Here is a 16,054-nt window from a genome sequence, read left to right as displayed (position 1 = left end):
CGTTGGTCAGGAGCGCCACACCCAGGTGGCGCTGTCCTTCCACGTCTGCACCTGCTCCGCAGCCTGCGTTCCCACGCCCCCGATCGCGTCGGCGATGGAATGCAACGCCTGGATGCTGTCGGCATGCTGCGGCAGGTGCGCGGCGATGGACAACAGATCGGCGCGAACCTTCGCCGCCAGCGCCTCGATGGCCTGCGGGATCGCGTCGACGTACAGCTCAGCGTCCGGCCCCGAGCCGGGAACCATCCCGGGTGCGGCGGCGATCGACTGCATGATGTCGTGCAACGGAGTGGACATGGTGATCTCCCGTGGTGACAGTTCCGGTTGACGTGCCAGTGGAGCAGGAAGTTCGAGTGGTGCGGCAAGCGTGAGCAACGGGGCCCGCGCAGGCTCCCGAGTGGGTTGCTGGTGTTCCTCGTCGACGATCTCGGCGTCGACGATGTCCTCCGGTGACGGTGGCGCCGCGGGTGGATCCTCGATGATCGGCTCGACCACGGGTTCGGCCTGGAGCACACCTACTGCCTCGGCCGGGGTTTCGGCGTGGGCACGATTCTGCTGCCGCCGCTGCTCCCACCAGCGCCAGAATGGGGCGTGGGCGTAGGCCCAACCCGCGATGTACCGCGCCCCGTAGCGTCCCCGGATCCGCGCTTGCCGGAGGAAGATTCGCCCGCGGGTCGTGCGGGCAGCGCGCACCGCGCCGTAGGTGCCCAGGCCGACACCCGCCGTCATGAGGACCGGGCCGACGCCCGCTGCCGCAGTGCTCGCGGCACTGGCGACCGCGGGGGCCAGCCAGGTGGCGGCCAACCCGAGTTGTGCGGTGCCGGCCACGGCAAGAGCGATCTTGCGGCCCCGACTTCGGCCACAGTGATCGACGGACGAACGCTCGTGGCCAGCGGTGTGTCGGCGACCAGGCATGGCTCCGGATGACCGGTGAACCCCGCTGCCGAGGTGACTCGGTCGGCGTCGAGTTCCACCGAACCCGGTGGCGCGGTGTCGACCGGCACTTGCCGGGCCTGCAGGGTGCCCGCCCCATCCGCGCGATGACCCAGGGGTACGAGAGGGTCGGGCAGCGCGCCCCGTGCTGCCGGCGCGGCCGCCACCCCAGGATCGGCCGGCCCGCGAAGCACCGTGCCCGGTGCCTCCCCGCATCTGACCGGCACCGGTTGCCTTTCCGTGCCCCGCCTTGCTGGTTACGCCCGCATTCCTGCCGCGCCTCGACGCGGCCCCGAGAAAGTTGGCCTTGCCGGGCCCCCGCAACGCACCCCGGCCTCCCGGGATCTGCCCCATGCGCGAGGTCGTGCCCGTGGCGCCCTTCGCACCAGCGGCGTGGCTGCCCGCACCCTGTTTGCCCTTGCGCCCGAGCACAGTCTTCTTGCCGGTCCCGGTGCCGAACGACGCTGGCGAGGACCCGTTGGGCGTCCTGCCGCCGCTCCGGCGGGCGAAGCCACGACGACCCGTCGTCGAGCCGGCCAGGCCGGCGCCGACACCACCGCCGGAAGCTCCCGCGCCCCGGTTACGGAGACGACCCAACATTCCCCGACGACCACGCCCGCCGGTGGGGGCGCCCGAGGTTGAGGTCTCGCCGGTGCGACTCGTGGTCTGGCCGGCAACGCGACGGCTCACCCCCTCGACGGAGCCCTTCGCCTTACGCCCCTTGTCCTCTCCGTCGACCGCCGCGCGCCGACGGCGAGCAACGTAGGCGACACCAGCACCGACCACGCCCACACCGGCGGCAGCGAGCAACGGACCCGGGCCGTAGTTCGCGGCGGTCATCGTGGCCGCCACACCCGCGCCCGGCACGCCCACCGCGATCGCCCGGGCACGGGAAGCGCGGTGCACCTCGGCCTCCTGCGCGGCGAGTAGCGCCTTCTCTGCCCGCCCCTTCTCAGACTTTTCGTCCTTTGCCTTCTGCTGCTCCGAGTCCTTGCTCTCTGAGGGAGCAGCAGGCGGCTCGTGGTCGCGCGGAGCCTGCGGAGCGCTGGTGCTGGCCGTGTCCATCAGATCGCCTTCACCAAGCCGAGAACCGCATTCCAGAGGCCGTTCACCGCGGTAGTGACGCCGCGGAGCAGTGGCGGCCCGACCGTGGTAGCGCCCAGCGCGACGCCCGCGATCATCCATCCCGCCGCGCCACCCCAGTAAGACCTGCGGGACAGCCAGTAGGCCAGGGCGCACAACACAACGAACAGGACAAGTCCAGTGATGACCATGGTGTAGCTCCTCACTCGCCGACGACGTGCTCGGCCTGCCGGGCCGCGGAGCGCCAGTCGGCGATGAACTTCTTGCTGTAACCGCTCGCTCCGATGGCCCGGTCGACCTCGGCGGCGGAGATGTCCTCGGGGTCACGTCCCTCGGCGACCTGCTGCAGGAACCAGACGCGCCCCTGTTCCCGCTTGCCGCCACCGGCAGGCCGGCGCAGCGGGCGCACGTTGGTCGGGCGCTCCTCAGCCGGCTTCGACTGCTTCGGCTCGTCGGCCGGTTGCTGGGATTCCGCATCCTCTGGCCGGATCACCGACGGCGGCGTCGTCTTCCCCTGGGGAGGCGCGACCTCGGCCGCGACAAGGGCCTGCGGCACGGTCACCAGCGAGTCGGCCGGCCGGGCCGAAACGAGGTCACGGTTCGCTGCAGCGGCAGCCGTGACGACACGGGAGAAGCGCTCCAGTGCAGCGCGCAGCTCCGCAGCGTGGTCACGGGTCTCGGACTCGGCCAGCTCGGCCCGGGCCCACGCCAGTGCCACCCGCGGCTCGGCGATGCCATAGCGAACGGCCAACCGCTGCGCGAGCGCAACCTCGTCCCTGAAGTAGCGACGCTCGTCCCACCGGAACCGCGGCCTCGGAGTCAACTCACCCCGGGCATACCGAGCCTTCCGCCGCTGCCACCACTGGTGCAACTCCCACAGCGCCGGACCGAGGATGGAGAACGCACCCATGAGCGGGTTCACGTGCACGGCCAAGTTGTGCGCTGCCAGCCCGGTCACCGACCACATGACACCTCGCGCGATCCAAGCGGGGTCATGGAACTTCGCGGCCTCACGCACGATGCGTTGGGCCACCGTGAACGCGACCTCCAGCACGGTGGCGCCCATCGCGGCGACCACAAGCCACAGGTTGAGGCCGTCGTGCAGCCACCGGTACTGGCCAACCCACGCGACAGCGACAGAAAAGCCGACGAGCAGATGCGCCAAGTGGTTGTCGAGCAACGCATTCCAGGAATGGGCTGCCGCGTCGAACCAGCGTTGCGCCCGTTCACGGCGACCGCTGCGCTTCTTGCCCTTGCGTGCTTCGGTGCGCTGCTCTTCGGCCTCCTCGGCCTCTCGACGCAGGGGAACCAGCACCTCGAGCTCGAACCGCTCGCGTTCCTGCGCAGCACGCCTCGCGTCCTCGTCGACCTGTTGCTGGGCCTGCAGACGGACGGCCTCCGCCTGGATCGTTTCCGCCGCACGAAGGGCTTTCCCGCGGCGGCGACGCCGGGTAAACACAGGAACCTGTCCTCCTGTTGGGTTCGAGCTGGCTGGAGGGCATCGACGGGGTCCTCTGGCGGGAGGGCCCCGTCGCCTTGTTCGGCTACGCCACGCGAGCCACCCCCGAAGCGGTGGCTGTCGCCTGCGCCCACTGCTGGACTGTCGACTTCGGAACAGTGGTCGCCGCCTCGACCTGGCGGACACTCAATCCGCGTCGGCGCAACTCCACGACGATGAGGCGAAGGACCGTTCGGGCCAGGTCCGCGTCGGTCGCGCAGCGGCGCGCCGCCCGCATCAACGCATCCGTGTCAGAATTGAGTCCGGCCGCGGGAAGAAGACGCGTGATGCGCTTCGCCGAACGCTTCTTCACCTCACGTCGAGTCATGGATGCAGTAAAGCGCAGCGCGTCCAGAGTTGGACAGGAGCAAGCACGCTGCCAGCGCCTTTTCCAATTCTCCCACGTCTCTGACCTGCATCGATCCCCCACCAAGAAAGCCACAAAATCCCCCAGGTGGCGCAATGTTGAAGATCCCAAAACGCGCCCACTAGTCGACACACGGCACCTCTACCAACAAAACTGTAAGACTAAGAGAAAAACAGCGTCCGAACACGGATGCGCCACGCGAACAAAACCCGGGTCGACCGCCTATTGTTGCGTCCACAACCGCACCACGAGGACGACTCATACAGAGGCCGAACGGACGGTACACCCCCTGTGCCATCCCCATCCCCACCCGGCCAGCGAGACGCGAAGGTAGGGGCCGTCATCCGCCTCGTCTGCACCGACCGGGACGCCAGCTACACCTACGCCTGCGACCACTGCGTCAACGACACCCGCCACCGGCTCCGCGAACTCGAGCAGTACGTACTCGGTGCAGTAGAGCTGGAACTCCCCCGACACCGGAGCCACGACGCGTACTGCAGGGCTCCGTGACGCCCACACAGGCGCGTTCACCGGAATAGGCCCGACGTCGCAATACGCCAGCCCGAGTGACTGCCATCACCCCCCAACGGGCACAGGGCTGCCCCTCCGGGAAAGCTGCCCTTGCTACGGTGAGCTACCGGAACGCGTGACGAGGGGGGTCGACTCATGCCGTTCATGGCGGCCGGACCGGACGCAGCAGGAGCGTTACCGGACGGCGGTGGAGGCACAACCAAGCTGAAGGTGCAGCCGGACAAGGTCCTCCAACTCAAACGCGAGCTCGAAGACGTTCGCGACGAGGTCCAAACCTTCCTGCGCAATGAAGCAGAGGGACTCAAGGCCCGGCCGCAGGGAGCAGACCCGGTCAGCCAGGACGCCGCCAAGGCCATCTCGGAGAACGCCGACACCGCCATCGAGGTCGCCGACGCCTACGTACAGCGTTTGACCGCCGTGATTGATGCGTTGGATCAGGCAGCAAAGACCTACGGCTTGGTCGAGGACACGAACACGGTCGACTTCCGGCAGCGGAGCTGAACACCACCATGCGTCGAACCACCTGGCTCACGGCAAGCACCATCGCAATCGCCCTGCTCGCTGGATGCGGGAACTCATCCAACGGCACGGCCACGCCTCAAACCACCACGCCAACGGAACCCGCACCGCGAACCACCACGAGCACGCCGAAGACCACCCCAACGCGGCCCCGTGAGATCAAGCTCGACGGCAAGAACCCCTGCGAACTCATCACTCCCCAGCAACGAGCCCGGTTTGGCTTCGAGCGCGAGCCACACACTGGTACCAGTAAGACGTACAAGTCACCGGAGTGCACCTTCAACACTAACGCCGCCAGCTACACCATCACCACCGTGACGGCCGAGGGCGTGGAAGCGTGGCGTACGGGCGGCCGGAGCGCACAAGTCGACGAGCAGCAGCCCATTCAAGGCTTCCCGACTCTCGCCACTACCTTGCCAGACCATCCCGTCTACAAGGATTCCAACTGCGGCATTGTCGTGGACGTCGCCGACGGTCAGTACCTGCTCAGCACGATTCAGATCATCCGAAGCAAGGCGTCCGAGCTGCCGCCAAAGTGTGAGGCAGCCCGACAGTTCGCCGAGGCAGCCATGGCGACACTGACCACGACGGCGTGAGGCACGTCGCCCCTGCCGCTTGTTCGTCCCAGTCAACCGGCCTGACGGTTCGAACGGGTTTCATGTAGCCGTGGGTGAGGGTTACCGCGCGTCAGGGGGCGGCCGTGGCCAGCTTGGCGGCGGGTTCCTTCAGCTTCGCTGCGATCTGTTTCAAGGTGCTCGCCGTGATGTCCAGACCAAGGATCTCGTATGTCACCTTCTCCGCGGCCAGTTGGCCCTCAAGGGTCTTGATGGTCTTGGCCGAGAGGTCGCGGGGGACCACGCCGAAGAACTTCGTCTTCGTCGGCGAGAACCTCACCGGAATCTCCTGGCTGCCGACTCGGATCTTGGACGTGCCAGCGGTGGCTTCGGCAAGCCGCTCAATGTCGCGCCGGACCTGGCCGCCGCGCTCGCTCAGGGCGTACTCCTTCATCACGTCGTCCAGCTTCTTGGTGAAGGGCTTCCCGGCCGCCTTCGCCTCGTCGCGAAGGTCCCGCCAGACGTCCTTGGCGTTGGCCCGGAGCTCGGCGAGCTCGTCCTTGGTGAGCGAGGAGATCCCACCCTTGCTGTGGCTGAGTTCGCGGGCCGCCCGCTTGCCGGCCTTGGCCTCGAAGACAGCGGCGATCACCAGGTTGCCGCTGTCGCGGTACGCCAGAATGCCGTCGGTGAGCTGTCGACCGTTGACGTCGCGGATCAAGTGTCCCGGGATGAATTCCAACTTCTTCCCTGCCGGGATAGCAATCCCGAGCGCGAAACCGCCATGTCGGGTCGACAGCCAGGGCACCAGTCTGGACTCGACGAGTTCCTCCAGCAACTGGCCTTTCAGGTGGTCGACGTTCGGCCCCTTGGCCAGGATGCGTTCCAGGGCTGGCTCGTCGAGGGACCTGAGCACGGTGTGAGCCGAGCTCAGCTCGCGCCACAGATCGGCGGTTACCTGATCCACCGTGGTGGTCAGCTTCGGCGCGCCGCCCTTGGCGAGCTTGGGCACCGCGTCAGCCGACTCCTTCAACAGGGTTCCGGTGAGCGACGAACCGCCGCGAATGGTCTGCTCGGCCCGACCCACGACGCCGAGCGCATCGCGACGGGCCAAGCCGCGCCCGCTGGCCCCGGTGGCCCGGGCCCAGGCGGCCGCGTCCTTGCCGTACATGGAGACCAGCCGAGCCTCGGTGTAGAGCGCGCGACCGCCCTTGACCAGACGACCCGCGGTCGGCAGCAGGACCGAAGCGGCCAGGACACCGCGTTCGACATCGCTGAGCTTGTAGCCGAACAGGTCCTCACCGGCCCACGCCTCGTAGGCCGCGACCACGTTCCCGACCACCGGGATCAGGCCGACCGCGAGTTCGATCGCCTCGACGAAAGCCGGTCGGTCCACCGGGATCGAGCTGACCTCGACATCGAGCGGCAGGGTCTGGGCGATCCGGAGCAGCATGCTCAGGTCTGGCCGCTCGTGGAGCATCTTGGCCAAGCCGACCATAGGCGAGTCGGTGGCCAGGGTCCTGGTGTTCGGCTGTGCGCGGACCCAGACGTCAAGTTCGTCGGACAGGATCCGCATGATCTTGCCCACCAGTGGATCGGCACCGAGGATGAGGTACTGGATGCCACGCTGCTTATCCTTGATCACGCGCGGCTTGACCTGACCCCACTTCAACATCTCGAGCCGCAGGTCCCGATACTCATCCCACTTGCGGGCAAGCTGTTCCGGCGTCATGTAGTGCGGGCTGATCCGGTTGTGCGCCTTCTCCTGTGCGGAGAGCACCCAACGGGGCGGGCCGGTGACGCCGAACTTCGGGTCCGGCCCCATCGAGTCCCACACCAGTACTGATTTCGGGTGAGCTAGCTCGGAGCGCAGGATGTCGATGACCGTCCGCTGCAGGGCGAGGCCGAAGGCGCTCTCCTTGCCGCCGAGGAGGAGTTTGCGGAACTTTGCCTCCTGCTGGGCGAGTATGGCCTTGTACGGTGCGATGGTGCCCACGGCCTACTCCTCGTCAGTCTTCTTCGACCCACTCTCCATCGTCGTTTTGCTTCCAGCGCGGCAGCTTGTCGTCGGCCCGCAGCTTCACCAATGACGTCGGCACCCGAACCGGCCACGGATTCCCTTGCGGGACTTCGTCGCCGGGTCGGTCAAGTCGCTCAGCGAGCTCGTCGGCGATCGGCAGGTAGAGCGGGCTGGAGATCGGCGGCAGCGGGCCGCCGTTCCAGATCTCTCCGAAGGTGAGGAAATGGTCGATCGCGCCTTCGAAGCCTAGCCTCGCCGGCACGGTGACCCGGCAGTAGCCTGCCTTCAGGAACTCCTCGAACAGCGGATCGGGGTCGGCGTAGCCAATCGCCTCATCCCACTGCGACTTCTGCCCCCAGAAGTACGGATACGTCACCCAGGACATGTGCTCCCACTCGAAGGCCTGCTCGAAGAATCGGACGTACGACCCTTCAATCTCCGCCTCGGAGACGTCGATCTGCGGTAGCCCATTGGTCGGCGAGGTGTTGATCGCGTCGAACAGGTCGAAATGCTGGTCGGTGATGATGCTGATGCAGTTCTTCTTCAGCTCCGCCCTGATGAGCGCCTGATTCGCCGCCGGGTTCCGACCGCGGATCGCGACACCGGATTCCAGCTCCAGCTGCGCCAGCTTCTCCTCATAGTCGGCCACCTGACGTTGGTGTGCCTCGGTGAGTTTGGCGTGCGTGTCCAGCCGCCACTTGTCCATCGCCCGGCTGGTGCGTTGAGTCTTGACTTCGATCGCCACCGCGACCTGCGAGCAGTGGAACGTATCGAGGGCGTAGGGGATCGAGTCCCGTTCGTCGTCGAGCGTGGTGGTCCACCGCCAGTCGCCTTCCCTCATCCGGTGCGTCCGGCGGCCCAGCACCAGGTCGACCGTGGCGTCATCTTTCCAGATGTTCCGCAGGGCGCCGACGGAGCCGTACACCGCACGGTAGCCCTCGTCGATGGTGATCTGACCGGCGTGGTTGTAGTTCTGCTTTTCCTCGCCGCCGCCAGCCTTGAACTCTGCTGACTTGGTCCGGTACAGCTCGGGAGGCGGCTCGACCCCGGTCGCCTCCGTCACCTTCACCCAGTAGGCGTAGTTGCTCTCGTTGATCTGCGTCGGCGTGAGGGTGAACGCGGCGGGTTTGGTGAGTGTGGTCGCCTGTGTGTGCGCCTGCTGCATCGTCGCGATGAGGAATGCCGCGGGCTGGGGAACCATGAAGTCGAACATCGCCCGCACGCCGTAGTTGAACATCTGGGCCTGGTACACCTTGTTGACCCATTGATAAACCCCGGCGATGTGCTCATCGCCACCGACGTTGTTCAGCTCGTGCTTGTTGGTGTCGGTGGTTTCGGTGGTGGTTCGGGTCGTCACCCGGGTGAGGCGGCGCTCGGCAATCTTTCGGGCGGTCCGTTCGGTGATGTCCTGCGAGAAGGTGGTCGCGGATTTGGTGGCTTCCTCTTTGCTTCGAGAGTACGATCCTTCTGCCGAGGCAGAGAACTCCACCACCGGGCCGTACTTCCCCGACACCTGGAGTCCGGCCTTGAAGGCGATGTCCTCCTTGATGGTCTGGCTGCTCTCTCGGGTCATCTCGAACCGGTCGGCGGTCTCCAGCTCGTGTTCCTCTGACGTCGAAACCTCGGTCTCCTCGACGGTGACGACCTCGGTCTCCTCCCGGCGGACATGCTCGCGCAGTTTGCCCTCGCCCTTCAGGACGTTCTCGATGTGCGCTACATCGGCGCCTTCGTACCGGACAAGCTGTTGCTTCACCAGCAGGAGGTCGGCTACGCCGGCCGGCGCGACCGCGCCCTTGGTCCGCGGGATGCTTCCAGGCAGGACAAAATCAGGCAAGCCAACGAAGCCTCCAGTGCCCAGCTCGCCCCACCCTTTGGTGATGGGCGTTTTCGTGATGACCGTCGTGTCTCCGATGAATCGGATCGACCGCTTCTCCGGGTGACCGGCGATCCGCTCCAGCTCCTCGACCGTGGTGACCAGCTCGCGCTCTAGCTCACCAGTGATCCGGTCAAGCGGCATCTGGGTCGGTTCGAGGCGGCGCTCGGTGAGCAGTTGCTGGGTTTGCCTCGACAGCACCTGGGTCACGCCAGGATCCAACACGAACCCGACCTCGGTGATGTCCGGCACAGTGAATGCCGATCGGCCGCCGAGTACCGCGGGTCCGGTCTTCACCAGCGCCGTGGCCAGAGCTGTCACCCCGTCGGGTCCGGCTTCGCCGGTCGCGGGTTCGGAGGCGCCTTCGACTGCGCCCGACTCGGAGGCGCTCCGGTCCACGCCGTCCGTGGTCCCGCCGGTCGTCTGTTGTAGTTGCTTGATATTCAGCGCTCGCACAGTGTCGGCGTACCTGCCGAAATTACTGACCGCGTTGACCAATTCAAGCGATGCAGGTGGTGCGATCGCGCCGCTCGCCACTTGCGGGGAAACCCGAAAGTGCTTGGCCGGCAGAGTAGCGAGCTCGGCGATCGCGCTGCGAAGCTGTTCATGCCTGGTCAGCAGTTCCGCTATGCGGCGCTGCCGCTCCGCCAGGGCCTGCTCACGGAACCGGGCCTGTTCCGCCCTGGCCTCGCGAGTGGACAACCTCGACCGCAGGCCCAGGTCCATCGGAAGCTGCAACGACCGCTTCCATGCCCGGCGCAGATGCTCAGCATTGGCGGGGAACTCGGAATCCTCGGCAGCGCGTACGATGACTTCCATGGTGCGCAGCTGGCCGGCGAGTTGTTCGATCGGCCGCGAGTGCTCCCGCTGAAGCAGCTTGATGGCGACCACGCTGTCCCGCAGCCGGGTCCGTGCTTGCTTGAACTCCTCGCTGGCCACCACTTGCGACGGCGTGGCGTCGAAGGCTGCACGGACCGCATTCGTCACATGCTGCGGTCTGACATGTTGATCGGCGGCCAGCTGCCCGAGTCGGGCATCCAGGTCGGCCAGCTGGCGATGCAGCGGATGGGCTGCCGGGTCGCCGAGGAACTCCTCACCGACGACATAGGCAGTGCTGACCTCTTCCAGACCGTCACGCCCCCTGCCGTCGCGGATCGCGACGCGCAGCGCTTCTTGGTAGTCGGAATCTTGCTTGAGGACGATGCTCAGATTGCCTGGATCCTGAGCAACGGCGGGACGAACGAGAACAAGACGGAAGAGATCCTCCATGGACCCCCACCCCTCTCCACGTGAGTGAACCAGGCGACGTGAGTGAACCAGGCGACCCCTTGAGCACGCTTGCTGCTCGTCGGTGAACAGCCGCGTCGCCAACCAGCACCTCCTGCCTGGTGTCCACTTGGACGTTCACCGACCACAGGTTCAGTGCAGAGTTGCTGGGGACTTGCATCCCACCCCGGTGCCACTGACCCGGGTGCTGTTTCCGCCACCGTTCAACTCGACAGCAATGTCGGCGTTGAACCTGCATTCGAGATTGGCCTCTGCCGGCGGCGTGATCGGGTGCGGCGGCGCCCAGCAGCCCGCCGAGGAGGATGGCGGCGGCCGTGGACAGGAGGCGGGTCTTCGAATCGTCTCATGGCGGTGGCCCGTCCTTTCCAACGCTATCGGGGGTGACGACAGCCGCCGGGACGTGCTCTCCCACGGCGACCGTTCGCCAATTTGGACGAAGCAACGGCCCTCCCCGACGAGGGGGAGCCATCGCGGTGGCGTGCGCCGCCGGTATGGCGCGGGGCCTGTCCCGGCACCGGCCCCATTAGTCAGACGATCCGGGCACGGTGAACCCGCAGAACAACCTTGGGCGCCGTTGCCCAGGAGAACGTCGTGTCGCTGCGTGTCCCGCGTTCCACGATGGTATGGCCGGCGGGGGTGGTCTCACCAGTCCCCCGTTCCCCAGACACCACGCCGTCGGGCTGTGGTGAACACGCGGACGGCGTAGTTGTGGCCGTGCGGGTCCTGGGTTCCCGGCCGTCAAGGTCGGCAGTGTCGAGGAAAAGCCAGGAACCCACCGTGTGCCCCAAGCCCAGCCCCCGACCGGAACGCGAACTCGCCCGGGTCCGAGTACTCGCCGACGAACTCGCCGACCTGGAGGCCCGCGTCGCCGCGGTCCGCGCGCAACGCAACAAGGCCATGCTGGATGCCAGGCGCGCCGGCGCCACCGGTCAGCACCTCGCCGACGCCGCCGGCATCGACCGGCGCAACGTCACCGAAGTACTCAGGAGCGCCACCCCGGAATAGCCGCTGGCGCGTGCGACTCGGGGACAGACGCCGAGATGCCGCACCATCCGACACCCTCCACCCTTGGGCACGTGACGACCCGCTCCTGGCGCGACCGAGAGGACGCCCAACGCCTCCGCGACGCCGCCACACGACTTCGGGAGGCCACCGACCTCGCACGCTACCGCCAGCCCGACCATCCCCTCAGCGAGTACGTGGGCTACGCCGTCGCGGAGCTCCTGGACGCCGTCTCGCGCAGTCTCGACACGGTCGGCCACGATGTGCGTTTCGCCGCGAACGGGGTCGCCGACTACATCCTGGGCCGCACCCACGACACACCCTGAGCCCAACAAGAATCGCCGACGAGGGTGGATAGCCGAAGAATCGTCGACCACAGTGCATACTCGCCGCATGACCGCCGCCTGCGTCGTCCCCCACTGCGGGCGCCCCGCCCCCGGCGCTCACCTGTGTCCCGGGTGCCGAGACCGTCTCGTCGCCGACCTCCGCGACATCGCCAAACACCACCCCGACGGCCAGCCGTCACTCATCGCCGAGCTGGACACCACCCTGGCCCGCCTCGCGAAGACCACCGCCGGCCGCTCCGGGGTTCGCAGCCGTAACGCCGACACCCCGCTCCCCTACCACCCCGGTGCCGCCGAAGCCCGCTACGTCCTCACCAACACCATCACGACCTGGGCCCGCGACGTCGCCGAAACCAACCCCCACCTGACGTTCACCGCCGACAGCGTCGAGGCCGCCGCAGCGTGGCTCGCCCAGTTTCCCAACCTGCTCGCGATACACCCGGCCGCGGCCGAGTTGCACGATGAGATCACCTCAGCCGCGCACCTGGCGCGCCGGGTCATCGACCATGCCGTCGACACCCGGATCTACCTCGGCCGCTGCGGGGACATCGCCGGCCGCCACGGATGCCCCGGCGTCGTCTACGCCCGGCGCCGCGCCGACACCGGCACCTGCGACACTTGCGGCGACGAGCACGACGTCCACACCCGACGCGCCGCGATGCTCCGCGCTCTGGCCAACCGCACCATCACCGCAGCGGACATCTCCACCTCGCTCGCCCGACTCGGCATCGAGATCAGCGTCGACGACATCCAACGCCGCGCCAAAGCCGGCGTCCTCAAACCCGCCACCGTCGACGTCCATCGGCGCCGCTCCTACCGCGTCGGCGACGTCCTCCGGGTCTTCCTCGGGCCTGACGCACTCACCGCAGCATGATTGCGCAGAGCCCGGGTAGCGACGTACAGTCCACTTGAATCGCACACCTGTGCGAGTAGTCCGCAATCCCGTACCAAGTACGCAGGTCTGCTGATCCCACGGCAGCCGCGGGAAGCGTGCGAATAGGCGCAGCTGGTGCGGGATCAACCCGCACGCCCCCGGGACACCGGTATCTCAGCCCAGCAGCCGTGCCTTCGCCGCCGCGAAGTCCTCATCGCTCAGCACGCCCTGCTTGTGCTGTTCCGCCAGCTTTGCCAGCTCATCGGCTGTACTCACCGACCCGGCGGAAGCGGTCGGGGCGGGAGCCACCATCGCCGCCTCCACCGCATCCCGCAGCGCCTCGAACACCGGCAGCTGGCCCCTGGTGAACAGCACGGCGTTCTCGTTCTTGGCCGCGTCGATGGTGGCAGTACCGAACCCGGACTTTGTCTCCTCCGCGCCGGAGAACACGAACTCGATGTAGCCGTTCATCAACGGCCCCGCCGGCTTGAAGTGCACCGCCGTCAGCGACTTCACCGGGATACGCTTCGAGCCCTTCCCCGTAGAGATCCGGGCCAGGAAGCCCTTTCTCTCGATGCTCACGAACTGGCCGTCGAACACGACTGTGCCGTTGTGGCCTTTGACTTCCATCGGCTGAGCCGGCTGGGACACGGCAAACCTCCTCACATCCGAACAGCGACCGGACCTCCTCGCCGATCGCTGGAGCGCGCACTCTACCGAGATCATGTGCTCGCCGGTCGGGGTATCACCACGGAGCACAACCCGAGACCTACCGACCAGGCAGCGGCGTGTCCGCATACTCCTCGGCCAGACACGACAGCCGGAGACACACAGCCTCACGTTCACCGAGAGACACCTGATAGCGCAGATCCTCGAACAGATCCCCGAGCGTGAGTACCTCGTCGGGCTCCTCGATCACCGGGGCTGGTAGGACACGCAACCGCCTCGCCATAGCACGTGATCGTACGGTCACTCACCGTCGCCGTTCGACCGTCAAGCGCTAGGTCCTGTGAGCCGGCCGGCCACCGCCCGTACCCTGCCCGGGACGGTCGTAAGCGTCCCATCGAATGATGGTCGCCGGCCACCACCACGGACCACGCCCCCGACCGGTCCACCCGTCTGGCTCTGGCAAGTCGCCCGGCTTCGGGGTACCCGCCTCCCGATTGGCACGCGCCCGCCGTCGATAGGTCCGCACCGACTCCACCGCGACGTCGAGATACGCAGCGATCTCACCGAGACCCCAGGGTACGTCGAGGGGTGGCACGGTCGGGTTGACGGCGGCGCGCTCGACGTAGGCGGCACGCAGAGCAGCAGTCATCCTGGCTGCCACGACGCTCCTCCGGTATTGATGTCCTGCCAACGCGAACAAAGTTAGACCACTACACCTGCACGACCGAAGGGGCCGCGATTCCGTCGCGGCCCCTTGGGGTTGGCGTCCTTACAAGGCGTTCAGGAGCTCCTTGGCCGAAATGTCCTCCAGGAATTCGCGGTAGGTGCGCAGGAACTCGCGAGCCGCATCGGCCCGAGTCTGGGTGAGTGCCCGGTCATAGGCGCAGGTGTGCGCCAGGGTCTTGGCCATGAGGTTCAGGGCGTTCCTCGCCGCAGCCTCCGCACCTGCGGTGTCGATTTGCTTGAGCAGGGTCAGCATGGTCTCGGCGTGCACGACCTTGTGGCCGTACCACTCGATCGCCTCCTGCGGGGAGGTGGCCATCTTGTCCGCGAATGCGGTCTTGGCCGCGTCGTACTCCTTCTGGGCCGAGGTGATGATGAACCGGAGGTAGTCGGCCTGCGTGAGGGTGTCGGTCATCGGTACCACTCCGTTCGTTGTTCTCTTTCTTGGTACTAAGTATGGGGTCTGGTCGACCACCGATACAAGCCCTGACCAGGACATTCACCCAGAAGACGCCAACGCACCCGGGAGGAGGAACCGAAGACAGTGGACACCCTCCACACCAAACACCTCCCCCTCGCCGCCCTCGCCATCTACCACCGCAACCCACGACGCGGAAACGTCGCCGCCATCGCCGCGAGCCTCACCAAACTCGGTCAGTACCGGCCCATCGTCGTCAACAACGGCACTAAGACCGGTCGCCGCAACGAAATCCTGGCCGGCAACCACACCTACCTCGCGGCCCGACAACTCGAATGGGCCACAATCGCCGCCGTCGTGATCGACGTCGACGACGACACCGCAGCCAGGATCAACCTCGCCGACAACCGGACCGCTGACCTTGGTGGCTACGACGACCGAATCCTACTGGAGCTCCTCGCTGACCTGCCCGATCTCGACGGCACGGGATACGACCCAGGCGATCTCGACGCGCTCGAGAAGGCGCTAGCCGTTGAGGAATCGCCTGCCATGCTCACCGATCCCGACGACGTCCCCCAGCGTTGCCACGACACGGTGACCAAGCCCGGTGACCTGTGGCACCTGGGCCCGCACCGACTCGCTGTCGGTGACGCAACCGACCCCCTTGTCTGGGATCGCCTGCTCGGAAACGACAACGCAGACATGATGTGGACCGACCCGCCCTACGGCGTCTCCTACGTCGGCAAGACCAGCGACGCCCTACGGATCGAGAACGACGACCTTGAAGCGGAAGACCTCGAAGCTCTCCTTCGAGGTGTGCTCGGCATTGCGTTGACCAGCAGTCGAGAGGGCGCGGTCTGGTATGTAGCGGCCCCAGCGGGACCGCTGTCCATCCACTTCGCCACGGTTCTCGCCGAGCTGGGCGTGCTACGGCAGAACCTGATCTGGGTCAAAGACCACTTTGTTCTGGGGCGATCGGACTATCACTACAGACATGAACCCATCTACTACGGGTGGACGCCCGGCTCAGCTCACCATCGACTTCCAGACCGCAAGCAGGACACCGTGTTCGAAGTTGCTCGCCCGAAAGCATCGAAGGATCACCCGACGATGAAACCGGTCGAGCTGATCACCAAGCATATCCAGAACTCCAGCGAACCGGGTCAGCTCGTCATCGATCCCTTCGGCGGATCGGGGTCAACGTTGATCGCCTGTCACGCCACAGGTCGCCACGCTGCACTCATCGAGTTGGACTTGACCTACGCGGATGTCATCTGCCGGCGCTACCAGGAGCACACCGGTGTCGTACCCACCCGCGAAGGTGCACCGCACGACTTCACCACCACCGTTACCCGTTAGAAT

16 protein-coding genes are annotated in these 16,054 nt (G+C 66.7%); 7 read left to right on the top strand and 9 right to left on the bottom strand.

Annotated features, from left to right (window positions below; all coding sequences use genetic code 11):
* Nucleotides 1-6: 6 nt before the first annotated feature.
* The 4 genes from IEY55_RS26650 to IEY55_RS26635 all read right to left on the bottom strand — a co-directional run bounded on the left by IEY55_RS26650 (nt 7) and on the right by IEY55_RS26635 (nt 3,842).
* Nucleotides 7-1,998, bottom strand: coding sequence for a hypothetical protein (locus tag IEY55_RS26650; RefSeq protein ID WP_189061314.1), 1,992 nt, complete (start codon nt 1,996-1,998; stop codon nt 7-9).
* Complete coding sequence (locus IEY55_RS26645; RefSeq protein ID WP_189061313.1) at nt 1,998-2,207, bottom strand: hypothetical protein; 210 nt, start codon at nt 2,205-2,207, stop codon at nt 1,998-2,000. Before IEY55_RS26645 ends, IEY55_RS26650 begins: the two co-directional genes overlap by 1 nt.
* 11 nt (nt 2,208-2,218) lie before the next feature.
* Entirely contained in the window at nt 2,219-3,475 is a 1,257-nt protein-coding gene (locus tag IEY55_RS26640; protein ID WP_189061312.1) for a hypothetical protein, read from the bottom strand.
* An 85-nt stretch (nt 3,476-3,560) separates the two neighbouring features.
* Entirely contained in the window at nt 3,561-3,842 is a 282-nt protein-coding gene (locus IEY55_RS26635; RefSeq protein ID WP_189061311.1) for a hypothetical protein, read from the bottom strand.
* A gap of 330 nt (nt 3,843-4,172) precedes the next feature.
* Here IEY55_RS26635 and IEY55_RS26630 point away from each other — a divergent pair, with 330 nt between their 5' ends.
* The 3 genes from IEY55_RS26630 to IEY55_RS26620 all read left to right on the top strand — a co-directional run bounded on the left by IEY55_RS26630 (nt 4,173) and on the right by IEY55_RS26620 (nt 5,527).
* A complete protein-coding gene (locus tag IEY55_RS26630; protein ID WP_189061310.1) occupies nt 4,173-4,391 on the top strand; it encodes a hypothetical protein in 219 nt (72 codons plus the stop codon).
* Between the two features lie 156 nt (nt 4,392-4,547).
* Nucleotides 4,548-4,913, top strand: a complete 366-nt coding sequence (locus tag IEY55_RS26625; RefSeq protein ID WP_189061309.1) for a PE domain-containing protein — start codon at nt 4,548-4,550, stop codon at nt 4,911-4,913.
* An 8-nt stretch (nt 4,914-4,921) separates the two neighbouring features.
* The gene (locus IEY55_RS26620; RefSeq protein ID WP_189061308.1) at nt 4,922-5,527 is read left to right on the top strand and encodes a DUF3558 domain-containing protein; all 606 of its coding nucleotides are present in this window, start codon (nt 4,922-4,924) and stop codon (nt 5,525-5,527) included.
* Nucleotides 5,528-5,618: 91 nt separating this feature from the next.
* On the opposite strand, the gene IEY55_RS26615 is transcribed toward IEY55_RS26620, so the two are convergent.
* Both IEY55_RS26615 and IEY55_RS26610 read right to left on the bottom strand, forming a co-directional pair.
* Entirely contained in the window at nt 5,619-7,478 is a 1,860-nt protein-coding gene (locus IEY55_RS26615; RefSeq protein WP_189061307.1) for a pre-toxin TG domain-containing protein, read from the bottom strand.
* Between the two features lie 13 nt (nt 7,479-7,491).
* The gene (locus IEY55_RS26610) at nt 7,492-10,644 is read right to left on the bottom strand and encodes a hypothetical protein (protein WP_189061306.1); all 3,153 of its coding nucleotides are present in this window, start codon (nt 10,642-10,644) and stop codon (nt 7,492-7,494) included.
* Between the two features lie 768 nt (nt 10,645-11,412).
* Here IEY55_RS26610 and IEY55_RS26605 point away from each other — a divergent pair.
* From IEY55_RS26605 to IEY55_RS26595, 3 genes are all read left to right on the top strand, one after another.
* Entirely contained in the window at nt 11,413-11,667 is a 255-nt protein-coding gene (locus IEY55_RS26605; protein ID WP_189061305.1) for a hypothetical protein, read from the top strand.
* 71 nt (nt 11,668-11,738) lie between these two features.
* Nucleotides 11,739-11,990, top strand: coding sequence for a hypothetical protein (locus tag IEY55_RS26600; protein WP_189061304.1), 252 nt, complete (start codon nt 11,739-11,741; stop codon nt 11,988-11,990).
* A gap of 67 nt (nt 11,991-12,057) precedes the next feature.
* Nucleotides 12,058-12,882 carry a hypothetical protein gene (locus IEY55_RS26595; protein ID WP_189061303.1) on the top strand — a complete coding sequence of 275 codons (825 nt, stop codon included), beginning with the start codon at nt 12,058-12,060 and terminating at the stop codon, nt 12,880-12,882.
* A gap of 174 nt (nt 12,883-13,056) precedes the next feature.
* On the opposite strand, the gene IEY55_RS26590 is transcribed toward IEY55_RS26595, so the two are convergent.
* The 3 genes from IEY55_RS26590 to IEY55_RS26580 form a co-directional block, all read right to left on the bottom strand.
* Nucleotides 13,057-13,641, bottom strand: a complete 585-nt coding sequence (locus tag IEY55_RS26590) for a DUF4429 domain-containing protein (protein WP_229686781.1) — start codon at nt 13,639-13,641, stop codon at nt 13,057-13,059.
* A gap of 10 nt (nt 13,642-13,651) precedes the next feature.
* Complete coding sequence (locus IEY55_RS26585) at nt 13,652-13,834, bottom strand: hypothetical protein (protein ID WP_189061302.1); 183 nt, start codon at nt 13,832-13,834, stop codon at nt 13,652-13,654.
* Nucleotides 13,835-14,320: 486 nt separating this feature from the next.
* Complete coding sequence (locus IEY55_RS26580) at nt 14,321-14,689, bottom strand: hypothetical protein (RefSeq protein ID WP_189061301.1); 369 nt, start codon at nt 14,687-14,689, stop codon at nt 14,321-14,323.
* A gap of 129 nt (nt 14,690-14,818) precedes the next feature.
* Between IEY55_RS26580 and IEY55_RS26575 the strand changes: the two genes are divergently transcribed.
* Nucleotides 14,819-16,051, top strand: coding sequence for a DNA modification methylase (locus IEY55_RS26575; RefSeq protein ID WP_189061300.1), 1,233 nt, complete (start codon nt 14,819-14,821; stop codon nt 16,049-16,051).
* The last annotated feature ends 3 nt before the right edge of the window (nt 16,052-16,054 follow it).

The organism is Longimycelium tulufanense, from assembly GCF_014645795.1.
Lineage (GTDB): Bacteria > Actinomycetota > Actinomycetes > Mycobacteriales > Pseudonocardiaceae > Longimycelium > Longimycelium tulufanense.
This window is presented reverse-complemented; position numbering and strand designations above follow the sequence as displayed.

What these genes read in the sequence shown, in the direction of transcription:
- IEY55_RS26650 (WP_189061314.1), bottom strand. Translation starts at nt 1,998, where the DNA reads ATGGACACGGCCAGCACCAGCGCTCCGCAGGCTCCGCGCGACCACGAG.
- IEY55_RS26645 (WP_189061313.1), bottom strand. Translation starts at nt 2,207, where the DNA reads ATGGTCATCACTGGACTTGTCCTGTTCGTTGTGTTGTGCGCCCTGGCC.
- IEY55_RS26635 (WP_189061311.1), bottom strand. Translation starts at nt 3,842, where the DNA reads ATGACTCGACGTGAGGTGAAGAAGCGTTCGGCGAAGCGCATCACGCGT.
- IEY55_RS26625 (WP_189061309.1), top strand. Translation starts at nt 4,548, where the DNA reads ATGCCGTTCATGGCGGCCGGACCGGACGCAGCAGGAGCGTTACCGGAC.
- IEY55_RS26620 (WP_189061308.1), top strand. Translation starts at nt 4,922, where the DNA reads ATGCGTCGAACCACCTGGCTCACGGCAAGCACCATCGCAATCGCCCTG.
- IEY55_RS26610 (WP_189061306.1), bottom strand. Translation starts at nt 10,644, where the DNA reads ATGGAGGATCTCTTCCGTCTTGTTCTCGTTCGTCCCGCCGTTGCTCAG.
- IEY55_RS26595 (WP_189061303.1), top strand. Translation starts at nt 12,058, where the DNA reads ATGACCGCCGCCTGCGTCGTCCCCCACTGCGGGCGCCCCGCCCCCGGC.
- IEY55_RS26585 (WP_189061302.1), bottom strand. Translation starts at nt 13,834, where the DNA reads ATGGCGAGGCGGTTGCGTGTCCTACCAGCCCCGGTGATCGAGGAGCCC.
- IEY55_RS26580 (WP_189061301.1), bottom strand. Translation starts at nt 14,689, where the DNA reads ATGACCGACACCCTCACGCAGGCCGACTACCTCCGGTTCATCATCACC.